General features: G+C 65.3%; 18 protein-coding genes and 1 pseudogene. 11 read left to right on the top strand and 8 right to left on the bottom strand.

Features of this window, described 5'->3' with window-relative positions; translation table 11 throughout:
• The first annotated feature begins 6 nt into the window (after positions 1-6).
• Positions 7-1,172 (top strand): IS3 family transposase gene (locus tag AC5ZH6_RS00190; protein WP_109860712.1). Its coding sequence is split into 2 segments (ribosomal slippage): positions 7-291 and positions 294-1,172, totalling 1,164 coding nucleotides; the frame shifts between segments, so codons are not numbered across the junction.
• 521 nt (positions 1,173-1,693) lie between these two features.
• Here AC5ZH6_RS00190 and AC5ZH6_RS00195 read toward each other — a convergent pair.
• Entirely contained in the window at positions 1,694-3,367 is a 1,674-nt protein-coding gene (locus tag AC5ZH6_RS00195; RefSeq protein WP_138944084.1) for a carboxylesterase/lipase family protein, read from the bottom strand.
• Positions 3,291-3,797, bottom strand: a complete 507-nt coding sequence (locus AC5ZH6_RS00200) for a flavin reductase family protein (protein WP_006368851.1) — start codon at positions 3,795-3,797, stop codon at positions 3,291-3,293. Before AC5ZH6_RS00200 ends, AC5ZH6_RS00195 begins: the two co-directional genes overlap by 77 nt.
• A 183-nt stretch (positions 3,798-3,980) precedes the next feature.
• On the opposite strand from AC5ZH6_RS00200, the gene AC5ZH6_RS00205 reads away from it, so the two are divergent.
• A complete protein-coding gene (locus AC5ZH6_RS00205) occupies positions 3,981-4,916 on the top strand; it encodes an ornithine cyclodeaminase family protein (RefSeq protein WP_006368852.1) in 936 nt (311 codons plus the stop codon).
• The gene (gene dapA, locus AC5ZH6_RS00210; protein WP_006368853.1) at positions 4,913-5,854 is read left to right on the top strand and encodes a 4-hydroxy-tetrahydrodipicolinate synthase; all 942 of its coding nucleotides are present in this window, start codon (positions 4,913-4,915) and stop codon (positions 5,852-5,854) included. Before AC5ZH6_RS00205 ends, dapA begins: the two co-directional genes overlap by 4 nt.
• A 64-nt stretch (positions 5,855-5,918) precedes the next feature.
• Here dapA and AC5ZH6_RS00215 read toward each other — a convergent pair whose 3' ends face one another.
• The gene (locus AC5ZH6_RS00215) at positions 5,919-6,701 is read right to left on the bottom strand and encodes an IclR family transcriptional regulator (RefSeq protein ID WP_006368854.1); all 783 of its coding nucleotides are present in this window, start codon (positions 6,699-6,701) and stop codon (positions 5,919-5,921) included.
• A gap of 211 nt (positions 6,702-6,912) precedes the next feature.
• Here AC5ZH6_RS00215 and AC5ZH6_RS00220 point away from each other — a divergent pair, with 211 nt between their 5' ends.
• Genes AC5ZH6_RS00220 through AC5ZH6_RS00235 form a run of 4 tightly spaced genes read left to right on the top strand, consistent with a single transcriptional unit; the run spans position 6,913 to position 10,875 of the window.
• Entirely contained in the window at positions 6,913-7,776 is an 864-nt protein-coding gene (locus AC5ZH6_RS00220; RefSeq protein WP_006368855.1) for a fumarylacetoacetate hydrolase family protein, read from the top strand.
• Positions 7,769-8,341 carry a carboxymuconolactone decarboxylase family protein gene (locus AC5ZH6_RS00225; protein ID WP_006368856.1) on the top strand — a complete coding sequence of 191 codons (573 nt, stop codon included), beginning with the start codon at positions 7,769-7,771 and terminating at the stop codon, positions 8,339-8,341. Before AC5ZH6_RS00220 ends, AC5ZH6_RS00225 begins: the two co-directional genes overlap by 8 nt.
• On the top strand, positions 8,334-9,701 hold the full coding sequence (locus AC5ZH6_RS00230) for an FAD-binding oxidoreductase (RefSeq protein ID WP_006368857.1): 1,368 nt from the start codon (positions 8,334-8,336) through the stop codon (positions 9,699-9,701). Before AC5ZH6_RS00225 ends, AC5ZH6_RS00230 begins: the two co-directional genes overlap by 8 nt.
• A 28-nt stretch (positions 9,702-9,729) precedes the next feature.
• Positions 9,730-10,875: an LLM class flavin-dependent oxidoreductase gene (locus tag AC5ZH6_RS00235; RefSeq protein WP_006368858.1), complete on the top strand. Its 1,146-nt coding sequence runs from the start codon at positions 9,730-9,732 to the stop codon at positions 10,873-10,875.
• A 115-nt stretch (positions 10,876-10,990) separates the two neighbouring features.
• Here the strand turns inward: AC5ZH6_RS00235 and AC5ZH6_RS00240 are convergent.
• The 3 genes and pseudogenes from AC5ZH6_RS00240 to AC5ZH6_RS00250 form a co-directional block, all read right to left on the bottom strand.
• A pseudogene (locus tag AC5ZH6_RS00240) lies at positions 10,991-11,479 on the bottom strand (fatty acid desaturase family protein); the annotation flags it as partial.
• 302 nt (positions 11,480-11,781) lie between these two features.
• Positions 11,782-12,027 (bottom strand): hypothetical protein, encoded by a 246-nt coding sequence (locus AC5ZH6_RS00245; protein WP_279102613.1) that lies wholly within the window; start codon positions 12,025-12,027, stop codon positions 11,782-11,784.
• Between the two features lie 483 nt (positions 12,028-12,510).
• Positions 12,511-13,452 carry a Fic family protein gene (locus tag AC5ZH6_RS00250; RefSeq protein ID WP_006368861.1) on the bottom strand — a complete coding sequence of 314 codons (942 nt, stop codon included), beginning with the start codon at positions 13,450-13,452 and terminating at the stop codon, positions 12,511-12,513.
• Between the two features lie 782 nt (positions 13,453-14,234).
• On the opposite strand from AC5ZH6_RS00250, the gene AC5ZH6_RS00255 reads away from it, so the two are divergent.
• The 3 genes from AC5ZH6_RS00255 (at position 14,235) to AC5ZH6_RS00265 (ending at position 17,468) form a co-directional block, all read left to right on the top strand.
• Positions 14,235-14,405 carry a hypothetical protein gene (locus tag AC5ZH6_RS00255; RefSeq protein ID WP_006368863.1) on the top strand — a complete coding sequence of 57 codons (171 nt, stop codon included), beginning with the start codon at positions 14,235-14,237 and terminating at the stop codon, positions 14,403-14,405.
• A gap of 193 nt (positions 14,406-14,598) precedes the next feature.
• Positions 14,599-15,693, top strand: a complete 1,095-nt coding sequence (locus AC5ZH6_RS00260; protein WP_050955239.1) for a site-specific integrase — start codon at positions 14,599-14,601, stop codon at positions 15,691-15,693.
• Positions 15,690-17,468, top strand: coding sequence for a hypothetical protein (locus AC5ZH6_RS00265; RefSeq protein WP_006368865.1), 1,779 nt, complete (start codon positions 15,690-15,692; stop codon positions 17,466-17,468). The genes AC5ZH6_RS00260 and AC5ZH6_RS00265 overlap by 4 nt, the downstream gene beginning before the upstream one ends.
• A 342-nt stretch (positions 17,469-17,810) precedes the next feature.
• Here the strand turns inward: AC5ZH6_RS00265 and AC5ZH6_RS00270 are convergent, their stop codons facing one another.
• The gene (locus tag AC5ZH6_RS00270; RefSeq protein WP_006368866.1) at positions 17,811-19,475 is read right to left on the bottom strand and encodes an FMN-binding glutamate synthase family protein; all 1,665 of its coding nucleotides are present in this window, start codon (positions 19,473-19,475) and stop codon (positions 17,811-17,813) included.
• 105 nt (positions 19,476-19,580) lie between these two features.
• Positions 19,581-20,009, bottom strand: a complete 429-nt coding sequence (gene arr / locus AC5ZH6_RS00275; protein ID WP_006368867.1) for an NAD(+)--rifampin ADP-ribosyltransferase — start codon at positions 20,007-20,009, stop codon at positions 19,581-19,583.
• Positions 20,010-20,272: 263 nt separating this feature from the next.
• On the opposite strand from arr, the gene AC5ZH6_RS00280 reads away from it, so the two are divergent.
• Positions 20,273-20,902 (top strand): hypothetical protein, encoded by a 630-nt coding sequence (locus tag AC5ZH6_RS00280; RefSeq protein ID WP_006368868.1) that lies wholly within the window; start codon positions 20,273-20,275, stop codon positions 20,900-20,902.
• Positions 20,903-20,942 lie beyond the last annotated feature (40 nt).

Consider the following 20,942-nt stretch of genomic DNA (forward strand, 5'->3'; position numbering starts at 1 on the left):
ACTACTGTGCCTAAGCCTTATCCGAAAGAGTTCCGTGATGATGTGGTCCGGGTTGCCCGGGATCGTGAGAGCGGTGTGACGCTCGCGCAGATCGCGAAGGACTTCGGGATCCATGAGATGACGTTGCAGAAGTGGATGCGACGCGCCGACATCGATGACGGCAACAAGCCTGGGATGACGTCGGGGCAGTCGGCGGAGTTGCGGGAGGCCAACAAGCGAATCCGGTTGTTGGAGCAGGAGAATGAGGTCCTGCGCCGGGCCGCGGCGTATCTGTCGCAGGCGAACCTGCCGGGAAAAGGTTCTACCCGCTCGTGAAGGAGCTCGCCGCCGACGGAATCCCCGTCGCGGTGACGTGCCGGGTACTCAAGCTCGCCAGACAGCCCTACTACCGGTGGCTCAAGGAGGCGGTCACCACCGCCGATCGGGTCGCGGCCGCGCGGGCGAACGCCCTGTTCGATGCGCACTGCGAGGACCCGGAGTTCGGGTACCGGTTCCTCGCCGACGAAGCCGAACACGCTGGTCAGGCGATGAGCGCGAGGACGGCGTGGCGGATCTGCTGCGCCAACGGCTGGTGGTCGAGCTTCGGTAAGAAACGTGGGAAGAACGGTAAGAAGCCGGGGCCGCCGGTGCACGATGACCTGGTTGAACGCGACTTCACCGCCGACTCCCCGAACCAATTGTGGTTGACCGATATCACCGAGCACTGGACCGACGAAGGCAAGCTCTACCTCTGCGCGATCAAGGATGCCTGCTCGGGGCGGATCGTCGGCTACAGCATCGATGACCGCATGCAATCCCGTCTCGCCGTTGCTGCGCTCAACCATGCGGTCGCCCGCCGAGACGGCGATGTTGCTGGTTGTATTGTCCACTCGGACAGGGGTTCTCAGTTCCGGTCGCGGAAGTTCGTGTCCGCACTCAATCGGCACGGCCTGGTCGGATCGATGGGCCGCGTCGGCGCCGCCGGCGACAATGCAGCGATGGAATCGTTCTTCGCGCTGCTGCAACGCAACGTCCTCGACCGGCAGCGGTGGGCCACCCGCGAGCAGCTGCGGATCGCGATCGTCACCTGGATCGAACGGACCTACCACCGCCGACGCCGTCAGGTCCGCCTCGGCCGGTTGACGCCCGTCGAATACGAGACGATCATCAACACAGCCGCCTCAGCGGCATGACACCGACACTGTCACCCGATCGTGCAGCAGTCCCGCGGCCTTCAATCTGAACCGTATAGTCAGGCGCGAATGCAAACCAACCAACGATCGCATCAGCGACCTCATCACCGACTTATCTAGTCCCCACTGGCGGGGACTCCAAGACACCGTCAGCATGGTCGATGCGCATCGCCGCAGCCACATCCTGGCGACTCTTCGCTGCCGCCAACGCCTCGACCACAGCGACAGCGTCAACCTCAGTCAACACCTCCACGATCACTACCCCTATCGAAACCGATCTGTCTCGATGGAGTAGCCGATCGACCATCAACCCGTATACGGCATCAACACTCGACAGCGGAGCCAAGTCCCACCCACACACAACTACTTGGGGCTAGCCGATCGGGCCTCCCGCAGCGTGGGCGAGACTAGTGACGTCCACATTCGCAAACACCGTGTCTGTTCGGTTCCACGGTGAAAGTCAAACTCGTGAACATTTGACACTCGGGATTGCGAAGATGACCACTGGACCAAGGCTCGGATCAGGCCGTCCAGCCGTTGAGGTCGTCGAGCAGCGCCATCTTTTCGGCGTCATAGCCCGTCTCCCCCACCTCGATGCCGACGTTCCACCGCATTGTCGACGGGGTGCGCCGATCGAATGTCGGCCACGCCGGAACGCCGTCGCCATTGGGGTCACCCGTAGCGACGAAGTTGACCAGAGACGACATCATCGCCGCCGACAGATCCCGATCAGCGTCTTCCCAGGCCCATGAAGGGCGAGCCCGCTCGAGAGCGCCGAACGCGTACAGGACGTCGGAACCATGGAATGCGCCCGCGTAGCTGGCCTCGATCACGTCGTCGGCCGGAGCGATCGGCGGCCGACGCAAGAAGCGGAAGTGCCAGAGCGGCGACACACAACCAGCCTCGTGGCTGCGCGCGGCTGCCCAAGTTGACCAGTTGAAGATGCGGTCGGCTTCGAGGTCCCAACTGGCGCTCCGCGCTCCCCCATTGTCGGACGCCGGGTAGAGCTCCCATGCGCGATCAGCGGCGTCACCGAAGGTCGCACGCAGATGCTCCCGATAGGCGCTGAGCGTGGGGAGATACGGCAGTCCCGAAGCCTCGTTTCCCACATCCCCCAGCAGGAAGGGTACGTCGTGGATCCGGCCGCTCTGGTACGCACGCATCGGAGATTCGAGCAGAACATGCCCATCGATCAGGGGGTACGCTCCGTCGAACAGGTGCAGACTGACCTCTGCACCGGGCGCCAGGTCGAAGTTCCACGATCCGTGCGCCCGGGGAAGTAGTACTGCGTCGATCTGGTGGGGTGACAGCGCCCGCATTGCCGCCGGATCTCGAGCTCCCAGCGTCTCCATGATCTCGGTGCCAGCGGCCTCCCCTGCCGCCAGGGTTTGCACTCCCGCAGGATGGCCAGGCCCCTCCAGGTCCCGCGCGAGACCGGGACCGCTGTGCGCGATCGCCTTATGGAACAGGCCGACCGCTAGGGGCGACGCGCGGAGCACGTGCACTGAGTTGGCGCCGGCGGAAACGCCACCGATCGTGACGTCACCCGGGTCTCCGTCGAACGCCGCGATGTTGCGCTGCACCCACTGCAAGGCGGCGATCTGATCCAACAGTCCGTAGTTGCCGGAAGCCCCGTACTCGGACTCGGCCGAGAGTGCCGGGTGCGCAAGGAATCCCAGACGACCTAGCCGATGATTGACCGTGACCACAACGCAACCTGATCGAGCCAACCGCTCTCCGTCGTACATGGGATTGGCTGCGGATCCGAACTGGTAGGCGCCGAAGTGAAACCACACCAGGACGGGGCGCGGACCGGTCCCCGCTCTCGGCGTCCAGACGTTCAGCGTTAGGCAGTCCTCGCTGAACTCGGCCTCGCCCCCGAAATAGAGGGAGTTCGACGGGGGCGCCGCCTGTGGGGCTGCGGGACCGAACCGGAGCGCATCTCTCACGCCGGACCACGAGTGCGCAGGACGCGGTGCCCGCCAGCGAAGTTCGCCCACCGGCGGCGCTGCGTAAGGCACGCCCAAGAAGGATCGCACGCCGTCGGCGCGGATGTGCCCACGGAGTGCGCCGGTCTCGACCGTGACAGTGGTATGAGTCATTTGCGTGGCCCGCCCGTCAGGATACCCGTGACAGACAACGGAACTCACGACGGTGATACACCGTCGGGTCCGCATCCTCGAGATCCACACCATCGACCCGGCCGATCAAAATCGTATGGTCGCCTCCAGGTAGTTTGTCGAATGCCGAACACTGAAGCGTGACACTCGATCCCGCGAGAAGGGGCTGACCCGCCTCGTCAAGCGTCACACCCCCTATGAACTTGTCCGCTCCTCGCGTCGCGAACAGCATCGCCAATTCGGCCTGGCCGTGCGCAGCGACGTGAATGTTCCAGCGGTCGGCCTCCAGAAAGGCCTCATGACACTCGGCCTTCTTCGCAATGCATACGAGAACCAACGCCGGGTCCGCGGACAGCGAGCAGAAGGAGGTCGCCGTGAAGCCACGAGGGGCACCGCTGGCGTCCGTCGTCGTCACGATCGTGACGCCACTCGGAAAGCGCGTCATCGCATCACGGAAGCGGTCAATGTCGATCTCGACATGGGGCTGGGTTTCGTTGGAAGTCATGAATCTCTCCAGAACTCGAATGGTGAGGGCTGACGGCCGGACGGACAGAGCCCCGTCGGGTCACTCGGACCGCCACTGGTGATCGCCGTCACATCACGCTACAATCCGTCGTAAGGAATGTCCATACCGTAATGCGGGATGACGTCCGACCATCCTGGAACGCATTGAATCGAGGAACCGACCGTGCACCAACCTCCCTGGCTCAGCGAGAACGACGTCGACCGCGCCGTCGACGTCCGAGACGCGATCCCCGCCGTCGCCGCGGCCATCGAACACGAAGCTCGAGGACTAGCCGGGAACATCGCGAAGACGATGACCACGTGGGATCCCGCCAGCGCCGCTCACGCCCTGGGCGGCTTCGACCATGCGACCGCCAGGGTCGCATTCAAGACCTGGGTCAACACCCCCGTCGGCGCCGAGTCGCTGCTCAGCCTGTTCGACGCCACCAACGGCCGCATTCTCGCTCTCATGCAGTCCGTCACGCTCGGTGTCATCCGGACTGCCGCGGTGTCTGGCGTGGCCACGGACCTCCTCGCCGACCCCGGCGCCGACGAGCTCGCGATCATCGGCAGCGGCCGTCAGGCGCTCCGCCAGGTCGCCGCCGTCGCGGCCGTCCGTCCGCTCCGCCGTGTCCGGGTGTGGAGCCCTACCCCGGCAAGCCGCGCCGGCTTCGCGGAGCAGATCTCCGCCGAGCTCGGCATCGTCGCCGAAGCCCTGCCCAGCCTCGAGGCGGCGGTCGCCGACGCGCCCATCGTCACGGTGGTCACTCGGGCTCGAGAGCCGTTCTTCCCGCGCGGAATCCTTGCGCCTGGCGCGCACCTGAACGCGATCGGCGCCATCCTTCCGCACGCGGCGGAATTCGACAGTGCGCTACTTGCAGATTCCTCGATCACGGTGGTGGACAACCTCGAGAACGCGCGTCGCGCGTCGCGAGAGCTCATCGAGTTCTACGGCGACGACTTCTCGCCGGTGCAGACCCTCGGCGATCTCATGACCGGTGCCGCTGCTCGGCCGTTGTCGCCCGCATTGACCGTCTTTAAAGGCATGGGTATGGGCCTTGCCGATCTCGCCGTCGCGAACGTCGCTGCGGCCAACCACGAAGGAGTACCGACCGCATGAGGTTTCGCAGCACACCCGAGTCGATCACCGGATCGATCTCGCCGTTGATCACCCCGTTCGCCGACGACCTCGGGCTGGATCTCGGGAGCCTCGCCACGCTGACGCGGTGGCACCTCGACAGCGGGACGCACGGCGTGTCCATCGGCGGGTCGACAGGCGAGCCCAGCTCTCAGACGGTCGCCGAGCGGATTGCCGCCATCCGCGCCGTCGCCGATGTCGTTGACGACGCCGTTCCCTTCCTTGCCGGCACCGGCTCCGCCAAGCTCGACGAGACGCTCGAGCTAACGGCGGCAGCAGTCGACGCGGGTGCTGACGCAGCCCTCGTCATCACCCCGTACTACGCGCGGCCCACCCAGGAGGCGTTGTTCCAGTGGTACTCAACGGTCGCCGCCGAGTTCCCCGACATGCCGATCGTGATCTACAACGTCCCGTCACGCACAGCGGTCGACCTCGCACCCGAGACCGTGGCGCGACTAAACCGCGCGCACGAGAATATCGTCGGCATCAAGGAGACCACGCGCGACTTTGAGCACTTCTCCCGTGTCCTACACGCCACGGGCCGCGACTTCCTCGTATGGTCCGGCATCGAGCTGCTCTGCCTTCCGCTCATGGCACTGGGCGGACGTGGCTTCATCAGCGCAACCGCAAATCTCGCACCGCGCGCTGTCGCAACGATGTACGAGCGATGGGAAGCAGGCGATTTCGACGGTGCACGCGACATCCACTACGCGTTGCATCCACTCACAGACCTACTGTTCGTCGAGACGAATCCTGCGCCGGCCAAGTGGGTCCTTGAGCGCAAGGGCCTCCTGGCCTCGGGGGCGGTTCGCCCGCCGTTGATCACACCGACACCCAAGGGTCTCGACAAGATCGAAACGCTGCTCGAGCAGGCACAGCCCGCACTGGCGCTTGAGCGGTTTCCCGTTCCATCGGCCTAACTCACCGGCTCCCACACCGGACAGGCCCGCACCGGATTCCGCCGAAGCCGGTGCGGGTCTCCGCCTACTGCGCGCCGAGAGCAACCGAGATCTCGCGCGCGCAAGTGCGCAGCGCCTCAGCATCGGCGGACATCGCCTCGGCAGTGAGGCGGCCGACCGGGCCCGCGACGACCAGTGCGGCCACGATCGCGCCACGCCCGTCGAGAATCGGCGCAGCCATTGTCGAGACGTCGGGGTGCACGCGATTCGCCCCCTCCTCGGGGAGCATCGAGAGCCCGGTGTCGCGCGTTCGCTCGACATCGGCGAGGAACTCTTCCAACTCCGCGTGCTCAATGTCGGGATACCAAGCCTCGACCATGGCTGTCACCGAGTCCGGTTCATCATCCGCGAGCAGCACCCGCGTACCCGCCGTGAGGTCGGCCATCACGACCCGGGTGCCGATCTGCAGGTACTGCCGGATCGTGTACGTCCCGTCGGAGCAGGCGACACACACCTTGGAGTCGCCGGTACGCGTCCACAGGGACGTCGTTTCCATCACTCGCTCACGTAGATCATCCATGTAGGGCTGGGCAATGGAGGCGATGTCCACTTGCTCCGCTCGGCGCTGTGCCAGCTTCGTCACCCCGACTCCCAGGCTGTACCGCTTGGTCAGCGGATTGAACTCGAGAAGGTCACCGTGCGCGAGCGTCACCGCGATCCGGTGCGCCGTGCTGGCGCTGCAGCCGAGTTCGTGAGCGAGCGACTGCATCGTCTGAGGACCCCGTGCCGCAGCGAGCACCTCCAATAGCCTGACCGCACGCTGCACCGACTGGACCCCGGACTTCCCGACGGAATCCTGACCGTCCATCGACGTATCCCTGCCCGTTTCCAACGACATCGTGCCCGCACCGCCTCCCGTGGTTCTTCATGGAGGTTAGCCGCCCCCAGAATTGGCTTCATCATATCCCGCCCAGCGGGTTGCGCTTCCCGCCACACGGATCGTAGAGTGTGACGTGTCACATATTCGTGGGCAATTGTGGCTCGCTTCATTCCTACTTAGCCGATCGAGGTCCTCACTCATGCGCTTAGCAACCCTGCGTGTCGCCGGCCGCACCCGCGCCGCACGCGTCGAATCGGATGGTGGTGCGATCCTCCTGGACGCGCCTGACGTCGGAACCCTGTTGCAGCACCCCAATTGGGAAGATCTCGCCCGTGCGGACGGACCCCGGGCGGACTTCGCTCCAGAGGACCTCGCTCCGCCGATCACGCTCCGCTCGGCGAAGGTCTTCCTCGTTGGATTCAACTTCGGCTCGCACGCAACTGAGCTCGGCCGCGAGCAACCAGCGTATCCGTCAATCTTCGCGAAATACCCCGAGAGTCTCGTTGGCGCACACGACCCCATCGCCCTGCCGCACCACAGCCTCAGCGTCCAAAATGACTGGGAGGTGGAACTGGTCACGGTGATCGGCACTGCAGGTCGGCACATCCCCATCGCGGACGCCCCGCGGCATATCGCCGGATACTGCGTAGGCAACGACACGGGGGTTCGCGACTGGCAGTTCCGCAACCGGCCGCCCCTAATGGGGAAGGCGTGGGAGGCGATGACGCCGATCGGGCCCTGGCTGACCACGGATTCAGGCCCGGTGGACGCCATGCGGCTGACCACCGACGTCGACGGCGAGCGGGTGCAGGACGGCCTCGGCGCCGACATGATCTTCGACCCCGCGACCGTCATCTCATATCTCAGCACCGTCATCACCCTGCAGCCAGGGGACATGATCTTCCTCGGAACCCCGCCCGGCATCGCGCTGGGACAGGAACCCGCGCCGTGGCTGCACCCCGGCCAGACTCTCACCACCGCAATCTCCGGCCTCGGCGAACTCCGCAATCTCTGCGTCGAGTCCCCGGCCCCCGCCACCTCAGATTGGACGATCCATGGGTGACCCCACCACCGCGAAGCCGATCTCACCTCTGGCCTTCGAGGACTTGAGCCTCGCATCGCAGGATCTGCTCCGCCCCCGCTACGAACGGTTGGGCTACCTGGGCGAGATCTTCGGCGTACTCGGCAATGATGACGCCGTCCTGCGCGCATTTGTCGGATTCGCTGACGCCTCGGCTTCCCCAGTTGACCAGGACGTCCGCGAAGTGGTCGCACTGGCCATCGCCGCCGCAACCGACGCAGAACCCGAACTGTTCCAGCATGAACGACGCGCCCTACGGTTGGGGTTCACCTCCGACGAGATCGCCGCGATCGAGACTCTTGACCCGGATCACTCGGACCTGCGCGCCGGAACGAGGGACGTCCTCGCCGCATCCGCAGCGGCTGCGCGCGGGGACTGGGCCGGCGCGCGGGCGGCACTCGCCAAACTGAGTACCGCTGCCGGTCCGAGCGTCGCAGCCGGCGTCCTCCTGCAGATCGGCTACTACCTCATGGCGACGTCGATGGGACACATCCTCGCTCTCACACCGCCGGTCACATCGATCTTCGGGGGACAGTCCGGTGACTAGCGTCATCGACATCGGAATCGGAGCACTCGTCGACGAGCTGCCGTCCGACCTCGTCATCACCGACCCCGATATCACCGCCAGCTACGCGCGCGACCAGTCAAGATTCACGTCTTGGAGTGTTCCCGCGGTAGTCCTCGCACCGCGCAGTACCGCGGAGGCATCCCTCTGTCTCACCGCGGCGCATCGACACTCTGTGCCGGTCGTGATCCGCGGCGCTGGATCCGGCCTAAGCGGGGGCGCAAACGGCGCGTCGGGGGCGGTAATGGTGAGCACTCATCGCCTAAAGACGATCGTCGACATCGACGCCGAAGCGCGGCTCGCCACCGTGCAGGCTGGCGTGGTGACCGCCGACCTCCGGGCCGCGGCGGGAGCCGTCGGGCTCCACTACCCGCCGGATCCGGGCAGCGTTGAGATGTGCACCATTGGCGGCAACATTGCGACGAATGCCGGCGGAATGTGCTGCGTGAAGTATGGCGTCACGCGCGACTACGTTGCCGCACTCACCGTGGTACTCGCCGACGGCACGATCATGCGAACCGGTCACACGACGCGAAAGGGTGTGGTCGGCTACGACACGACCGGACTCATCGTCGGATCGGAGGGGTCACTCTGCATGGTCGCCGAGGCTACGGTCCGATTGGTGCCGGCGCCGGCACCACCGACGACCGTCCTCGCGACCTTCGATGCTCTCGTCGCCGCGGGACGCGCCATCGTCGGAGTCCACCGCTCGGGTACGCCCTTCTCCATGGTGGAGATCCTCGACGGGACCACGGTACGCGCGGTCGAGCACCACACTGGCATGGATCTCGCGGGCGTGAATGCACTGCTGCTCATCCAGTACGAAGGCAACATGCCTCAATCGGCGCAGGACGAGTTGGCCGCGATTCTCTCGGCCAGTGGAGCCACCGATGTCGTGACCAGCTCGGACCCCCAAGAATCAGACATGCTCCTACAGACCCGCCGGATGGCACTCCCCGCACTCGAGGGGCTCGGCGACTGGCTGCTCGACGACGTCTGCGTGCCCGTACCGCGGATCGTCGAACTGATCGCAGCGATCGAACATATCGCGGACCGACGAGGCCTGACCATCGGTGTGTTCGGGCACGCGGGGGACGGAAACCTGCACCCAACGATCATTTTCGACGCCAGCGACGCGGAGGCCGCCGGCGCCGCTCACGCGGCGTTCGTCGACATCACCGACGCGGCTCTCGCCCTCGGTGGTACCGCATCAGGCGAACACGGCGTGGGGCGACTCAAACGCCCCTGGCTGATTCGCGAACTCGATCCGGCGGACCTCGCGCTCCAGCGCCGCCTCCGCGCCGCCTTCGACCCCGAAGGCATGCTCAGCCCCGCGGGTTGAGTCCGGCCAGCCCAACGAAGGAATCCCCATGAAGCACCGCCCCACCAATGCTGACGAGCTCCACCTCGGCTACTTCTTCCCTTCAGGAAAGACCAACTTCCTGTACTCGGACGAAGCGGCCCGCCGCACCCCGGAAATGACAAAGGCCAACCTGATCGCGCTCGCACAGGCGGCCGAGCACACCGGCTTCGACTCGCTGTTCATCGCTGACAACTGGTCAGGACACCAGCGAGCGGCGGAGCTAGCCGGGCATCAGTCACCCGCGTACCATGCACCGTTGCTCGCGATGGCCTTGCTCACCGCTACTGAGCACATTGGCGTGATCTCTACGTTCCACACGACTCACCACAAGCCCGCCCACGTCGCCCGCATGGGGGCGACACTGGACGCGTTCAGCGAGGGTCGTTGGGGCTGGAACGTCGTCACCGGTTTCAGCGCCGACGAGGCAGCGCTCTTCGGCGAGGAATTCGTCGAGCACGACAAACGCTACGACATGGCCAGCGAGTTCACCGACATCGTGATCCGCCTCTGGAACGAGATCGAGCCGATCGACGTCAACGGGGACTACTACCAGGTGCGCGGCCGGATCAAGAAGCCGCGCACAATGCAGGCGCCGACGCCCCTCCTCGTGAGTGCGGGCGCGTCTCCGGCTGGGACGGCGTTCGCCGCCAGGTTCTGTGACCAGCTCGTGACGCTCGCGTCCGACGAGGAGGCGCTGCGCGCCGTCGACGCCCGGCTTTCGGAGGCGACCGCCGCGACGGGCCGGACCGTCGCCACCTGTCCGTTCGCGATCGCACTGGTTCGCGACGAGGAGGGGCGAGCAGAGGAAGAGTGGGAACGGCTGCGTGCGTCGATTAATCCGGAGGCCACGAGGGAGATCGCCGCCGATGTGCTCGGTTCCATCGAGTCCTCTCGCGCTCAGTATGCGAAGATGGGCGACGAGCAGGCCACAATGGCCTTCGGTGGTGCTGGCTCCATGCTCAAGCTGATCGGCACCCCCGATCAGGTGGCCGAGAAACTCGTCTCCATCAAGAAGAACACAGCGGCGTCGAACATCCTGATCAACTTCCCACTGTGGAGCGCGCAGGAGATCGAGGGCTTCGCCCCGGTCGTCGACCGCCTCCGCGACGCCGGAATCTGGACACCTCCCGCGGCCCGCGACTACTCGTGGTGATGACATCGGAACGGTGAGCGGTCACCAGGATTGCGGACATAGTCAGACAGCCCGCGACCTGGTGACGCACGCCGCGCGAGTCGTCCAGGTGGTCCGCATCATCAACCGGTGGCGACTGATTCCGCGTGACCCGGATCGTCTTGAAGCCCACGTCGTCGTCCATGTCCAGGACGTTCGTGTACTTGTGGTGCACGTAGTTGTGGGTGTGCTTCCACAGGCGCGACGTGCCCGCGTGGTCCCACTCCCACGTCGTCGAATGCACCTCGGGATCGTTCATCCAATCCCACTGCCCGTGCATGACGTTGTGCCCGAGCTCCATGTTCTCGATGATCTTCGCAACGCCGAGGGTGGCCGCGGAACCCCACCAGAAGCCCCGCTTGTGCGCCCCCAGCAGCATCAGCCGGCCCGCTACCTCGAGCCCGCGCTGAGCGGCGATGGTGCGCTGCAGGTACTGCACGTCGGTCTCGCCGCGCACGGCCTCGATGTCGCGCCGGATCGCATCCAACTCCGCGCCGAGCGTTTCGACGTCGGCCTCCGTGAGGTGCGCGTACTCGGGGACCACCTCGCTACAAGACACGGTGACCCTCGCGGTCGACGAATTCATCGCACGCATGCACGAGGTCGAGGGATACAGCTCGGCGCTCCAAGCAGCGGAGACCAATCAACAGCGCCGAGCAGGCATCCCTGCGGTCGTGCCGGTATCCCCGGCATCTCCCGACGAGCGCGAACCTCCCCCCGAATGACCCTCTCAGGGCAGCTCAGTGCGACGCTCGACGGATCGGGACTGGGGCGCGAGGCCGGCAGACGTGGGGGATAGACCCATTCGGCGGCCAGTGAGCGAGGCCCATGCCCTGGTGCGCACAGTGATCGGCGGCCCCTGGACGCGGGCGGTCCGGACCAGGTGCGTCACAGTGGCCCGGCTGGATGTCGCCCGCAGCGGCCGCCGGGGGTCGGTGTGGGGCCGCCGCAGAACGTGCACCTGTTCTCGGATTCCTCTTCCGCCCAGTCGATACGCGCGTATGCCGCGTCGGCGACCGAGTCGGGCGTGTGGTCTGGCAGGTTGATGTAGAGGCGGAGCCCGTGGTGCTTCTCCTTGATCGCGGTCACTGTGTACTGCGGTTCGAGTTCGACAAGGTCCTGGTGGAGTTGCATGACGAGCGCGCACCAACCGGAGGGAATTCGAACTCGCGGGCGCCCCGGGAGGGTGTCGGCGAGTTCATCGGCGGCGGGTTGAGCCGCTGAGATCTGCGTGATGGGTGCTGACCGCACCACGTGACGGCGCTGCCAAGGGTCTGAACGTAAAGAGCACTGGAGTACGAACTGATCACCTACGCGGGGCCACTCAATAACCTCGCTGATCAGATAGTGGGTCGGGTGGTCGTCGAAACCGCGTTGAGTGTCCGGCCACGGTAGTGGCCGCCGTTCGTGTGTTCCCGCGTCCAGATCGAGGATGTGGATTGCGTCCTCGGTGTGGATCTTCCAGCGGCCTGTGCCTGAAGGGACGAGTTCGTTCATGTGCTTAGCCCCTCTCGTTGGAGACAAACGTGCGATCGGCGAGAATCCTCGGATCCTCATGGGGTCGCCTGAGCGTGGCAGACCGGGCGGGATTGGTCGACTTGCGGGGATCGAGTCGGGCTACGCGTCCGGATCGGTTCGGCGCCCTATTGCGTCGGAGAGAAGTTCGAGCTCGTTCATCACGTCCACTGCCGCCCAAACGCGGTCGCGTTTGGATTCGGAGATGACCTCGAGGATCCCGGCGTTGGTGAGCTTGTTCAGGGCTCGGTAGGTGGCTGTATCTGATGAGCCGGTGATCTCTTGCGCCGTGTCGGCGGCGAGTACGGGGCGTGCGAGTAGTGCGTCGATGAGCGACTCCTCCGACGAGCCGGATCGCGGGTTCGCGAGGGTGCGCCAGTATGCGGGCATCTGCTCGAGTTGGTCGGCGGCTTTGTCGGCTGTAGCGCAGGCCAGCATCGCAGCGTCTGCTACGTAGGTGACGAACGCTGCAGCATCGCCTCGGCGATACGCGCCGAGTGTGGCGAAGTAGGTGTCGGTGTCGGCGAGCATCACGGAGGCGAGGGGGACGGTGATCTTCCGGGTGAGGCCGCGCCGCCGGAGGATTGCGCTGATCAGTGCGCGGCCGATGCGGCCGTTGCCGTCGGTGTGGGGGTGGATGCTCTCGAACTGTGCGTGAGCGATCGCCGCCTGCGCGACGACGGGTACGTCGGTTCGCGCGACGAAGGCGATCAGGTCATCGATGAGGCCGAGCACCAGCTCCGGAGGTGGTGGCACGAACAGTGCGCCGCGCGGTGTGTAGTCGGACCCGCCGATCCAGTTCTGGACCGTGCGGAAGGTTCCGGCCGTGCGTGCCTCGGCGACGTTGCCTTCCATCAGCTGGCGGTGAGCGCTGAGCAGGTCGGCGGCGGTGATCGTTCCGGTGTCCGCTGCAGCGATCATCGTCGCGAGTGCCTGCACGGCCGCGAGCTGTGACTTCGCCTCGCTACCTGCTTTGACGCCGGCGATGGCGAGCCCGAGCTGTCGCCAGCCGGCGTTGACGTGCTCGATCTTGGATGAGGCCACGGATTCGCTTCGCTTCGCAGGAGGAAGTCACCGAGCGGAGCGAGCGCCTCTCCTCGGCCGACATCGAGCCGCGTAATCGCGATGGTCGCGTTTTCGCAGGCCAGCAGTACGGCGGAGTCTGCCGCGAAAGTCTCAGCGGCGATGAGCGGAGGTATCGCGGTGGTGACCTGCGTGAACAGGCGATCCTCACGATTGCCTGCGCGGTTCGCTGAGACCCATGGTCGAACCTCGAAGCTGTGCGCCGGCCACATGGGTAGCCCCTCCCGTGGTGTCTTCAGTTGGGCAAAGTTGACTACGGCCAGCTGTGTCGAATGTTAGTACAGTGAAGCTGGATTAATGCAGGTCAGAGGTCACGAACTGCGTTGCGTGCGGCGGTCCGCTGGACCGTGAGGGCGGTTCTAAGGTTGACGCGACCGAGTCGTGGCGAACTTTGAGGAGGTCAAGTGGGGCTACGGGGCTTCTTGCTCCCAGATGTCGTCGCCTCGATGGTTTGCGTCGAGTTTGACGACACGCCCTAGGCTCGCACGGGACTTATGTGATGCCTGTCACAAGATCTTTTGTGGGGCCAATTGCGAATCATCCCATCGGCACTCATGCCGCCTGGCCTGCCGACATGAAACTTGTGTGACTGCAGTTGTTACCACCCATGACAAGGATTTCTGAAAAGTCGATCTTCGCGGTCAGAAGTGCTGTGATTGGCAGGTCAGTTTAGGCGCGGAGCTCGAAGTACTGTTTGTTCCGCGCGCCCGGGGAGATCCGGGAGCACCCGGGAGAAGGTTTGTATGGCTATCCAGCGCGAGAAGGCCAAGCGTGTCCGGGTGGAACTGCAGCTGGACCCCGATGTCGCTGAGCGGCTTCGGTCGATTGCTGCAGATGAGCAACGGAATGTCTCGGTCGTGGCGCAGCGGCTACTAGTGGCGGCCATCGATGCCGATGAGCGGGAGAAGGAGTGATCAGCAGGAAGAGATAGTGCGGTAGCGACATGCGCCACAGGCGCTGACATACCGGAAGCCCCGGGCTGGTACCCCAGGGCCTCCGGAGCGGACTGGATCCGCAGATGATCACATTTTCGATCCTCATAAGGAGGACCATGTTTATTTCAACGTACCCAGGTACGACTGTCAAGCGCTGCGCGCGGTGTGTCGGGTGGGTGATGCCCTGATGGTTCGCTACAAGGCGCACCGCGCGCAGCTGGCGCTGCCCGGTATTGCACCAGAGCCGGACGACCTGCCCGATTCGGTAGTCGGACCGCGCACCATCGGTCGATTCACCGGAGACCCGCGGGGATGGGTGCCCGCCGGACAGGAGGAGAGGTTCGAGCGGCTGTCGAAGGCGACGAGCACGGTGGGGAACCCGGATCTCCGGGAGTCGGCAGCGAGGATTGGCGCTGCCCTGGTGTGTCGGCTCAAGGAGGGTACTGAGGCGAACGATATGTCGCATGTCCAGCACGTCATCAGGTTCATCGCTGGGTATGTCGAGCCGCCTCTGCCGATCGACGTCCAGTCAGTGTTCCGTCGGTCAGTGGTGGACGGATATATCAATCACCTGATCGCAACGGGACGCGAGCGGGGCGCCCGGCAGAACCAGTATCTCTACTACGCAGTCGGCCGGCTGGTCCATCCCCGTGAGTACCCGTTGTCAAGGGCGGCGAGCAAGAAGCCGAAACGCCGTACTGCGGCACCGGCGAGCGACACGTTGATCGCGGACTGGTATCGCACCGCCGCATCCCTGTCGGGCGAACAACAGCGGCGCGCGTACGTGAGCCTGGATCTGGCCCTTGGTGCGGGGGTTCGTCAGGGTGAGCTGTCGCGAGTTCGGGGCACGTCGATTTCGTCGACGACCTACTTCGGCCGTGAGCATGCTGTGGTGACCCTTCCCAACCGTGCGGGCGGAGTGCGCCATGTACCTGTGGTTGACGTCGCGCGTTCGGAACGAATCTTGCAGCGTGCCAAAGAGGTGGGTGACGCGAGCATGATGACTCCCGGCATCGGTCCCACGGACCGCAACTTCGGCAATCGTCTCAACGAGTACCTTCGCAGGCACGGGCACACGTCGATCGACTTGCTCGCTGCACGGGAGCGATGGATACACGACCTCGCGAAGACGGTCCCAGCGTGCCTCATGGTCCAACTCGCCGACGTGAGCACGTTCGCATCGATCAAGGACCACCGGCCGTCGTTTCCGATCTACGGTATCCGCGCCACGTTGGTCGCTCTCGATGGACGGGGGGTGCCAGCGTGATCAGCACCTTCCGTCCTACGCTCACGGTGTCGGAGTCGCTGTTCGCCGAGGCGGTCGGAGTGATCGATCGATCCGGCGCTGACCGTCTGATCGATGAGATCCATCAGCAGTCGGTTGGGCCCGGAGGTCGACGAGCTGCCGGAGTCCGGTACACGATTCGAGCAGTGCTGGTATCGGCACTGCTATGCGTGATGCTCAAACGTCCTCCCACGGTTGCTGGCATTCTCCAATTGATCAGTGACTTCACCCCGAAGCAGCTGGCTGAAGTCGGCATGGACGGGCAGGATCTCGATCCTGTTCGGACCAGTTCGCGTACCGAGTACGCCCGGCTCCATGCATTCCTCGCCAGGAGGCTGGCGCCGATCGACCCCGACCCGGACTTGCCAGCACGGCGCATCACCAACGAAGAGCATCAGCAGATCGTCCGCAGGCGGAGTCGCGAACAGAAACAGGCATCGCATCACGCAGCCGAGCTGCTCTCGAAGGTGGCCAACAGCCTGGTGGCTGGCTCAGTCCTGGACCGCGCACCCGAGGGATGCGCAGGCGATCTCGTCGTGGACGAGTCGATCTTCGACCTCGCCACGAACATGACCGGCCTGGGCGTCGCGAGCGATAAGCGGCGTGGTGCCACTCCTTTCGCCAAGCCGTATGGGCGTGACCGCAGTAACAAGGTCCGCACCGACGGTCAGAAGGCTGCTCTCACGAAGAGCGGAGTAGGTATTGGCCTCACAGCGCTCACGCGGATCGGTGAACCCAACCGTATGCACGGCGTAGCTCCCGTCATCATCGGCATCGACGTACACCCCCCGACATCCGGGGACGCTGGCGCGGTCCTCCGGGCGCTGGCACATGCGAAGGAGAACGGACTGACTGCGCGCAAGGACGGCACCCGAACGCGCTGGCCCTATCTCACCGTCGACATGGGATACAACTCCAAGCGAGGCTTCGCCGACTCGATGGTGCGCGAACAGTACGCATACGTGGGGCGGTACCCAAAGCACTGGATCATGATTCATGACAGCCTGCCCGCCACTGAAGGCGGCCGGAAACCCGGGCCAATCATGGTCGCAGGGGACTTTTACTGCCCTGCGATAACCGACATTGCAGAGAAGGTCACGGTGCCGCCAGGGCGAGAGATGTTGGCGTCGAAGCCGCCCGGATTCGCAGACCACGACCGCCGCCTGCAACGGACTCTCCCGCTTCTCATGGGAAGGAACTCGCGGCCAGTTCACGGTGTGATGCAGCGGGGCCAGCCGTCCGACATTCGCCCGAAAGCGCCCGAGCTCGTCAAGACGCAGCTCGTTTGCCCGGCGGCGTTCGGCCGCGTTCGTTGTCCGCTCCGACCGGAGTCGATGGATATCCACGGAGATGTCCCCACGCTCGAACCAACGTGGACAGCGGACCAGTACTCGTGCTGCGACAGCCCAGCAATAACCGTCGGGCTGTCTCCGGATCAGCTCAGGATGGCCCAGTTCGGGCTAACACCAGGTTCGTGGGAGCACATGGTCTACTTCGAAGCCGCTCGAGCGCTCACCGAGCAAAGGTTCAGCATCCTCAAGTCGAGATCGGTAACCGGACTCTCAGACCTGACGTCGGGGCCGCGACGACAACCGATGATCGCGATCACACTCGCACTCGCAGTCGTAGTGGCCAACCTCTCGGCGCAGCGAAGCCACGCTGAGAGACGACCGCGCGGCGAGTCCATCAACCGCCGGATGCGACAACTCCAGGCAGACCTCGGATACCCACCGACCAGAACACCACCGCGCACGTAGATAGTTACCTGAGTGGCCGGCCCAACCAAGTTGGGCCGGCCACTCGTCGTATGACCGTAGACAAAGTAATCGTGGGAAATCTGACCCCCACCAGAAGGCAAGGAGCCAGCTCGCCCGCTCCCGCGCGAAGGGCCAACCGCACCACCGCGACCGCGGGTCGAACTCGCGGCCCCCAAGATGCCCCACAGCTCCCGCTACAGGTACTCCAGGTCGGAGTCCGGCCGCGAAGTAATCGTTGGAATTTCGGCACTTAATCGTTGGAAATCCATCCCGGAATGTGCGATTCACGTGCATTCGAGAACCGCTCACCACGGATCGACACATAACGGTGAGTATGACGTTTCACCCGGATTCCGGGTGCTTCGTCATACTGATCGATTTTTTTTCACCCGTGGTGCACGCCGAGGTCCACATCCGGCTGCCCACATACGGCCGAAACGAGTCCGCATCCGCGCGCTCCCAGTCCGCCCGCCACGACGCCGGCGGATCGGCCAGCAACACCCCCTCGTCGAGCCATTCGAAGATCTCGGCGTAGGAGCGCTGATCGGTCGCCGACAACCGCTTTCGCAGCATGTGCGGGCTCAGTTGCGCCGGGTCGTCGACGCCCATCGATGCCATGATCCGCATGGCCTGGGCGACGGTGGCCTCCTGATAGTTGAAGACGCGTTCGCTCTTGTCGGCGACGTCGAGGGCGCGGGCACGCCGCGGGTCCTGGGTGGCGACGCCGACGGGGCAGTGATTGGTGTGGCAGCGCTGCGACTGGATGCATCCGACCGCCATCATCATCGCGCGGGCGGCATTCGTGTAGTCCGCACCCTGGATCAGTCGTTTGACGATGTCGTTGCCGGAGGCCACCTTTCCGCTCGCACCGATCCGGATGCGGTCGCGCAGCCCCACGCCGACCAGCGCGTTGTGCACCGTCATCAACCCATCGGTCAGGGGCAGGCCGACGTGATCCTCGTATTCCAAAGGCGCAGCGGCGGTTCCGCCTTCGGCACCGTCGACGACGATGAAGTCCGGGGTGGCGCCCTCGGCGAGCATCGCCTTGCACATGGCGAGTACGTCGATCCGCGAGCCCACGCAGAGTTTGAAACCCACGGGTTTGCCGCCCGACAACTCTCGCAGCCTCGCGACGAAGCGGATCAACTCGCGCGGCGTCGAGAACGCCGAGTGAGCGGCCGGACTCACGCACTTCTGTCCTTGCGGCACACCGCGATAGCGGGCGATCTCAGCGGTCACCTTCGCCGCCGGGAGGACGCCGCCGATACCTGGCTTGGCACCTTGGCTCAGTTTGATGTTGATGGCCTTGACGCGCTCGTCGGCGGCTTTCTCCGCGAACGTGTCGGGATCGAAATGCCCGTCGGCGGTGCGGGTTCCGAAGTAGCCGGAGCCGATCTCCCAGAAGACGTCGGCGCCCTGGAGGTGAAACGGTGTCAGCCCGCCTTCGCCGGTCTCGTGGACGAACCCGCCCTTCATCGCGCCTTTGTTCAAGGCGCGCAGCGCATTCGCCGAGAGCGCACCGAAGCTCATCGACGACACGTTCAGCAGCGCCATGTCGTACGGGCGGGTGCAGTCGGGCCCGCCGATGCGGATGCGAAACGGCTCGGGCGGATTCTCGATCGGGGCGGTCGAGTGGACGAGGTACTCGTAGCCGGGCCGGTCGATGTCACGCTCGGTGCCGAAGGCGAGTTCGGCGGCCGTGCCTTTGGCGCGTTCGTAGATCAGCGAGCGGGTGTCGCGGTCATAGGGCCGGCCGTCGAAGTTCCGCTCGACGAAGTACTGCTGCATCTCCGGGCGCAACGCCTCGAGCAGGAACCGCATGTGGCCGAGCACCGGATAGTTCCGCAAGATCGAATGCCGGCGCTGCGTGATGTCGTAGACGGCCACCACGGCGACGGGCACCAGGATCACCGCGGCGACGATCCACGCCCACGACCATTCGACGGCCGCGATCACCGCGGCCACCGCCGCGACAACGAGGACGGCTACTGCGACAAACCGGACCATACGGTGCTCTCTTCTCCGGGCACACCATTTGCAGCCCAACCGGTTTCGGGCTGACGGCGGCCTGGCACGAGTCTAGCCGTCGCAGCGGCCCCCGCCCGCAGACGATCAGTCGTAGATCACCGCCGCGCCGCGTCGGCGCAGATCGGCCAGGCCGGCGCGCCTGGCGTCGATCAGCTCCGGAGAGTGCCCCACCCAGTCGGTCAGTTCGCCGACCACCCGCACCGGTTCTCGCGAGCGGAACGAGCGGGTCGGGTTGCCGGGGAACTTCTTGTCGGTCACGTTCGGGTCGTCCTCGACGGGTCCGGTCGGCTCGACGAGGTAGATGCGGCCCGGTCCGTCGCCGAGAGCCAGCTCGGCACCCCACGCCGCGGCGTCGAGAGTCCGCGTGAAGTAGATGTGGTTGGCGATGCGGCCCTCCTCGTAGTTCGAGCCGTATCCCGGTACCAGGAGGTCGCCGACGTTCAGCGCGGCCTTGGTGCCGTGCAGGTAGGCGCCGGAGTCGTGCACTTCGAAGGGCGTCGGAGCATCGGTCATCAATGGCCTTCCTCAGGTGTGTGGGCGGTGGGCGTATTCGCAGCGCACCGAGTGTGCACCCGCCACCGGCCCTTGCCGCAAGCCCCACCTGCAGTCGTATGGTGAAAGGGGAAGCACACCGAGCCGCCGGCACGGCACGAGTAGTGCACCACCTGCGTTTCGCGCTCGCCGGCACCCGTAGTCCCTCGAGATGACCGAGTGGTGCAAATCGGACGGGGGTGTCCGAAGGTTGAGGGGACCGCCCCCGACCCGAGAGAGCACCCATGTCCTACCCCGATCCTCGCGCGCAGCGCTCCGCTTTCACCGCCCATCCACCCCATCCCGCGCATGCCCATGGGCCGCAATCATTCTCGTACGGTCCCGACGCCCCGACGGTGATCACCCCGGCCGCGCCACCCGTACCCGGCGGGTACGGTCAGCGTTCCGCGATGCCGATGCCGATGCCGATGCCGATGCCGATGGCGCAGGCGGCCGGCGCCATAGGGGTCTCACCGGCGGTCCGCATCATCGCCGCGCTGATCGCAACCACCGGGGCACTCACCGTGCTCGCCGCGTTCCTTCCGTGGGTCAGCGGATTCGTGACGGTCACCGGCGTCGGCAACTCCGAGGTCGGGGACACCGACGGCGTCATCACCGTCGTGCTCGGCGGAATCGCGCTCGCCGCCGGCACGGTCAGCGCACTTCTCGGCAGGAGGTCGGCCCTGCACCTGATCGCCGGCATCGGCGCGCTGCTTCTCGGCGCCGTCACGGTGCTGATCGCCGCCGCCGACATCTCAAGCGTCGGGGACCTCTCCGCACTCGGCATCACCGTCGGCATCGGTTTGTGGCTGACCCTTCTCGCCGGGATCGTGATGTCGCTCGCGGGAGTTGCTGCAATCGTCAAGCGAACCTGAACGACCGACCCAGAACCCTGTGCACCCCACTCCTCGTTTG

It is taken from the genome of Gordonia sp. YC-XJ4 (genome assembly GCF_059511865.1).

What these genes read in the sequence shown, in the direction of transcription:
- AC5ZH6_RS00195 (WP_138944084.1), bottom strand. Translation starts at nt 3,367, where the DNA reads ATGGTGTGGATCTCGAGGATGCGGACCCGACGGTGTATCACCGTCGTG.
- AC5ZH6_RS00200 (WP_006368851.1), bottom strand. Translation starts at nt 3,797, where the DNA reads ATGACTTCCAACGAAACCCAGCCCCATGTCGAGATCGACATTGACCGC.
- dapA (WP_006368853.1), top strand. Translation starts at nt 4,913, where the DNA reads ATGAGGTTTCGCAGCACACCCGAGTCGATCACCGGATCGATCTCGCCG.
- AC5ZH6_RS00215 (WP_006368854.1), bottom strand. Translation starts at nt 6,701, where the DNA reads ATGGACGGTCAGGATTCCGTCGGGAAGTCCGGGGTCCAGTCGGTGCAG.
- AC5ZH6_RS00220 (WP_006368855.1), top strand. Translation starts at nt 6,913, where the DNA reads ATGCGCTTAGCAACCCTGCGTGTCGCCGGCCGCACCCGCGCCGCACGC.
- AC5ZH6_RS00225 (WP_006368856.1), top strand. Translation starts at nt 7,769, where the DNA reads ATGGGTGACCCCACCACCGCGAAGCCGATCTCACCTCTGGCCTTCGAG.
- AC5ZH6_RS00235 (WP_006368858.1), top strand. Translation starts at nt 9,730, where the DNA reads ATGAAGCACCGCCCCACCAATGCTGACGAGCTCCACCTCGGCTACTTC.
- AC5ZH6_RS00245 (WP_279102613.1), bottom strand. Translation starts at nt 12,027, where the DNA reads ATGCAACTCCACCAGGACCTTGTCGAACTCGAACCGCAGTACACAGTG.
- AC5ZH6_RS00255 (WP_006368863.1), top strand. Translation starts at nt 14,235, where the DNA reads ATGGCTATCCAGCGCGAGAAGGCCAAGCGTGTCCGGGTGGAACTGCAG.
- AC5ZH6_RS00270 (WP_006368866.1), bottom strand. Translation starts at nt 19,475, where the DNA reads ATGGTCCGGTTTGTCGCAGTAGCCGTCCTCGTTGTCGCGGCGGTGGCC.
- arr (WP_006368867.1), bottom strand. Translation starts at nt 20,009, where the DNA reads ATGACCGATGCTCCGACGCCCTTCGAAGTGCACGACTCCGGCGCCTAC.
- AC5ZH6_RS00280 (WP_006368868.1), top strand. Translation starts at nt 20,273, where the DNA reads ATGTCCTACCCCGATCCTCGCGCGCAGCGCTCCGCTTTCACCGCCCAT.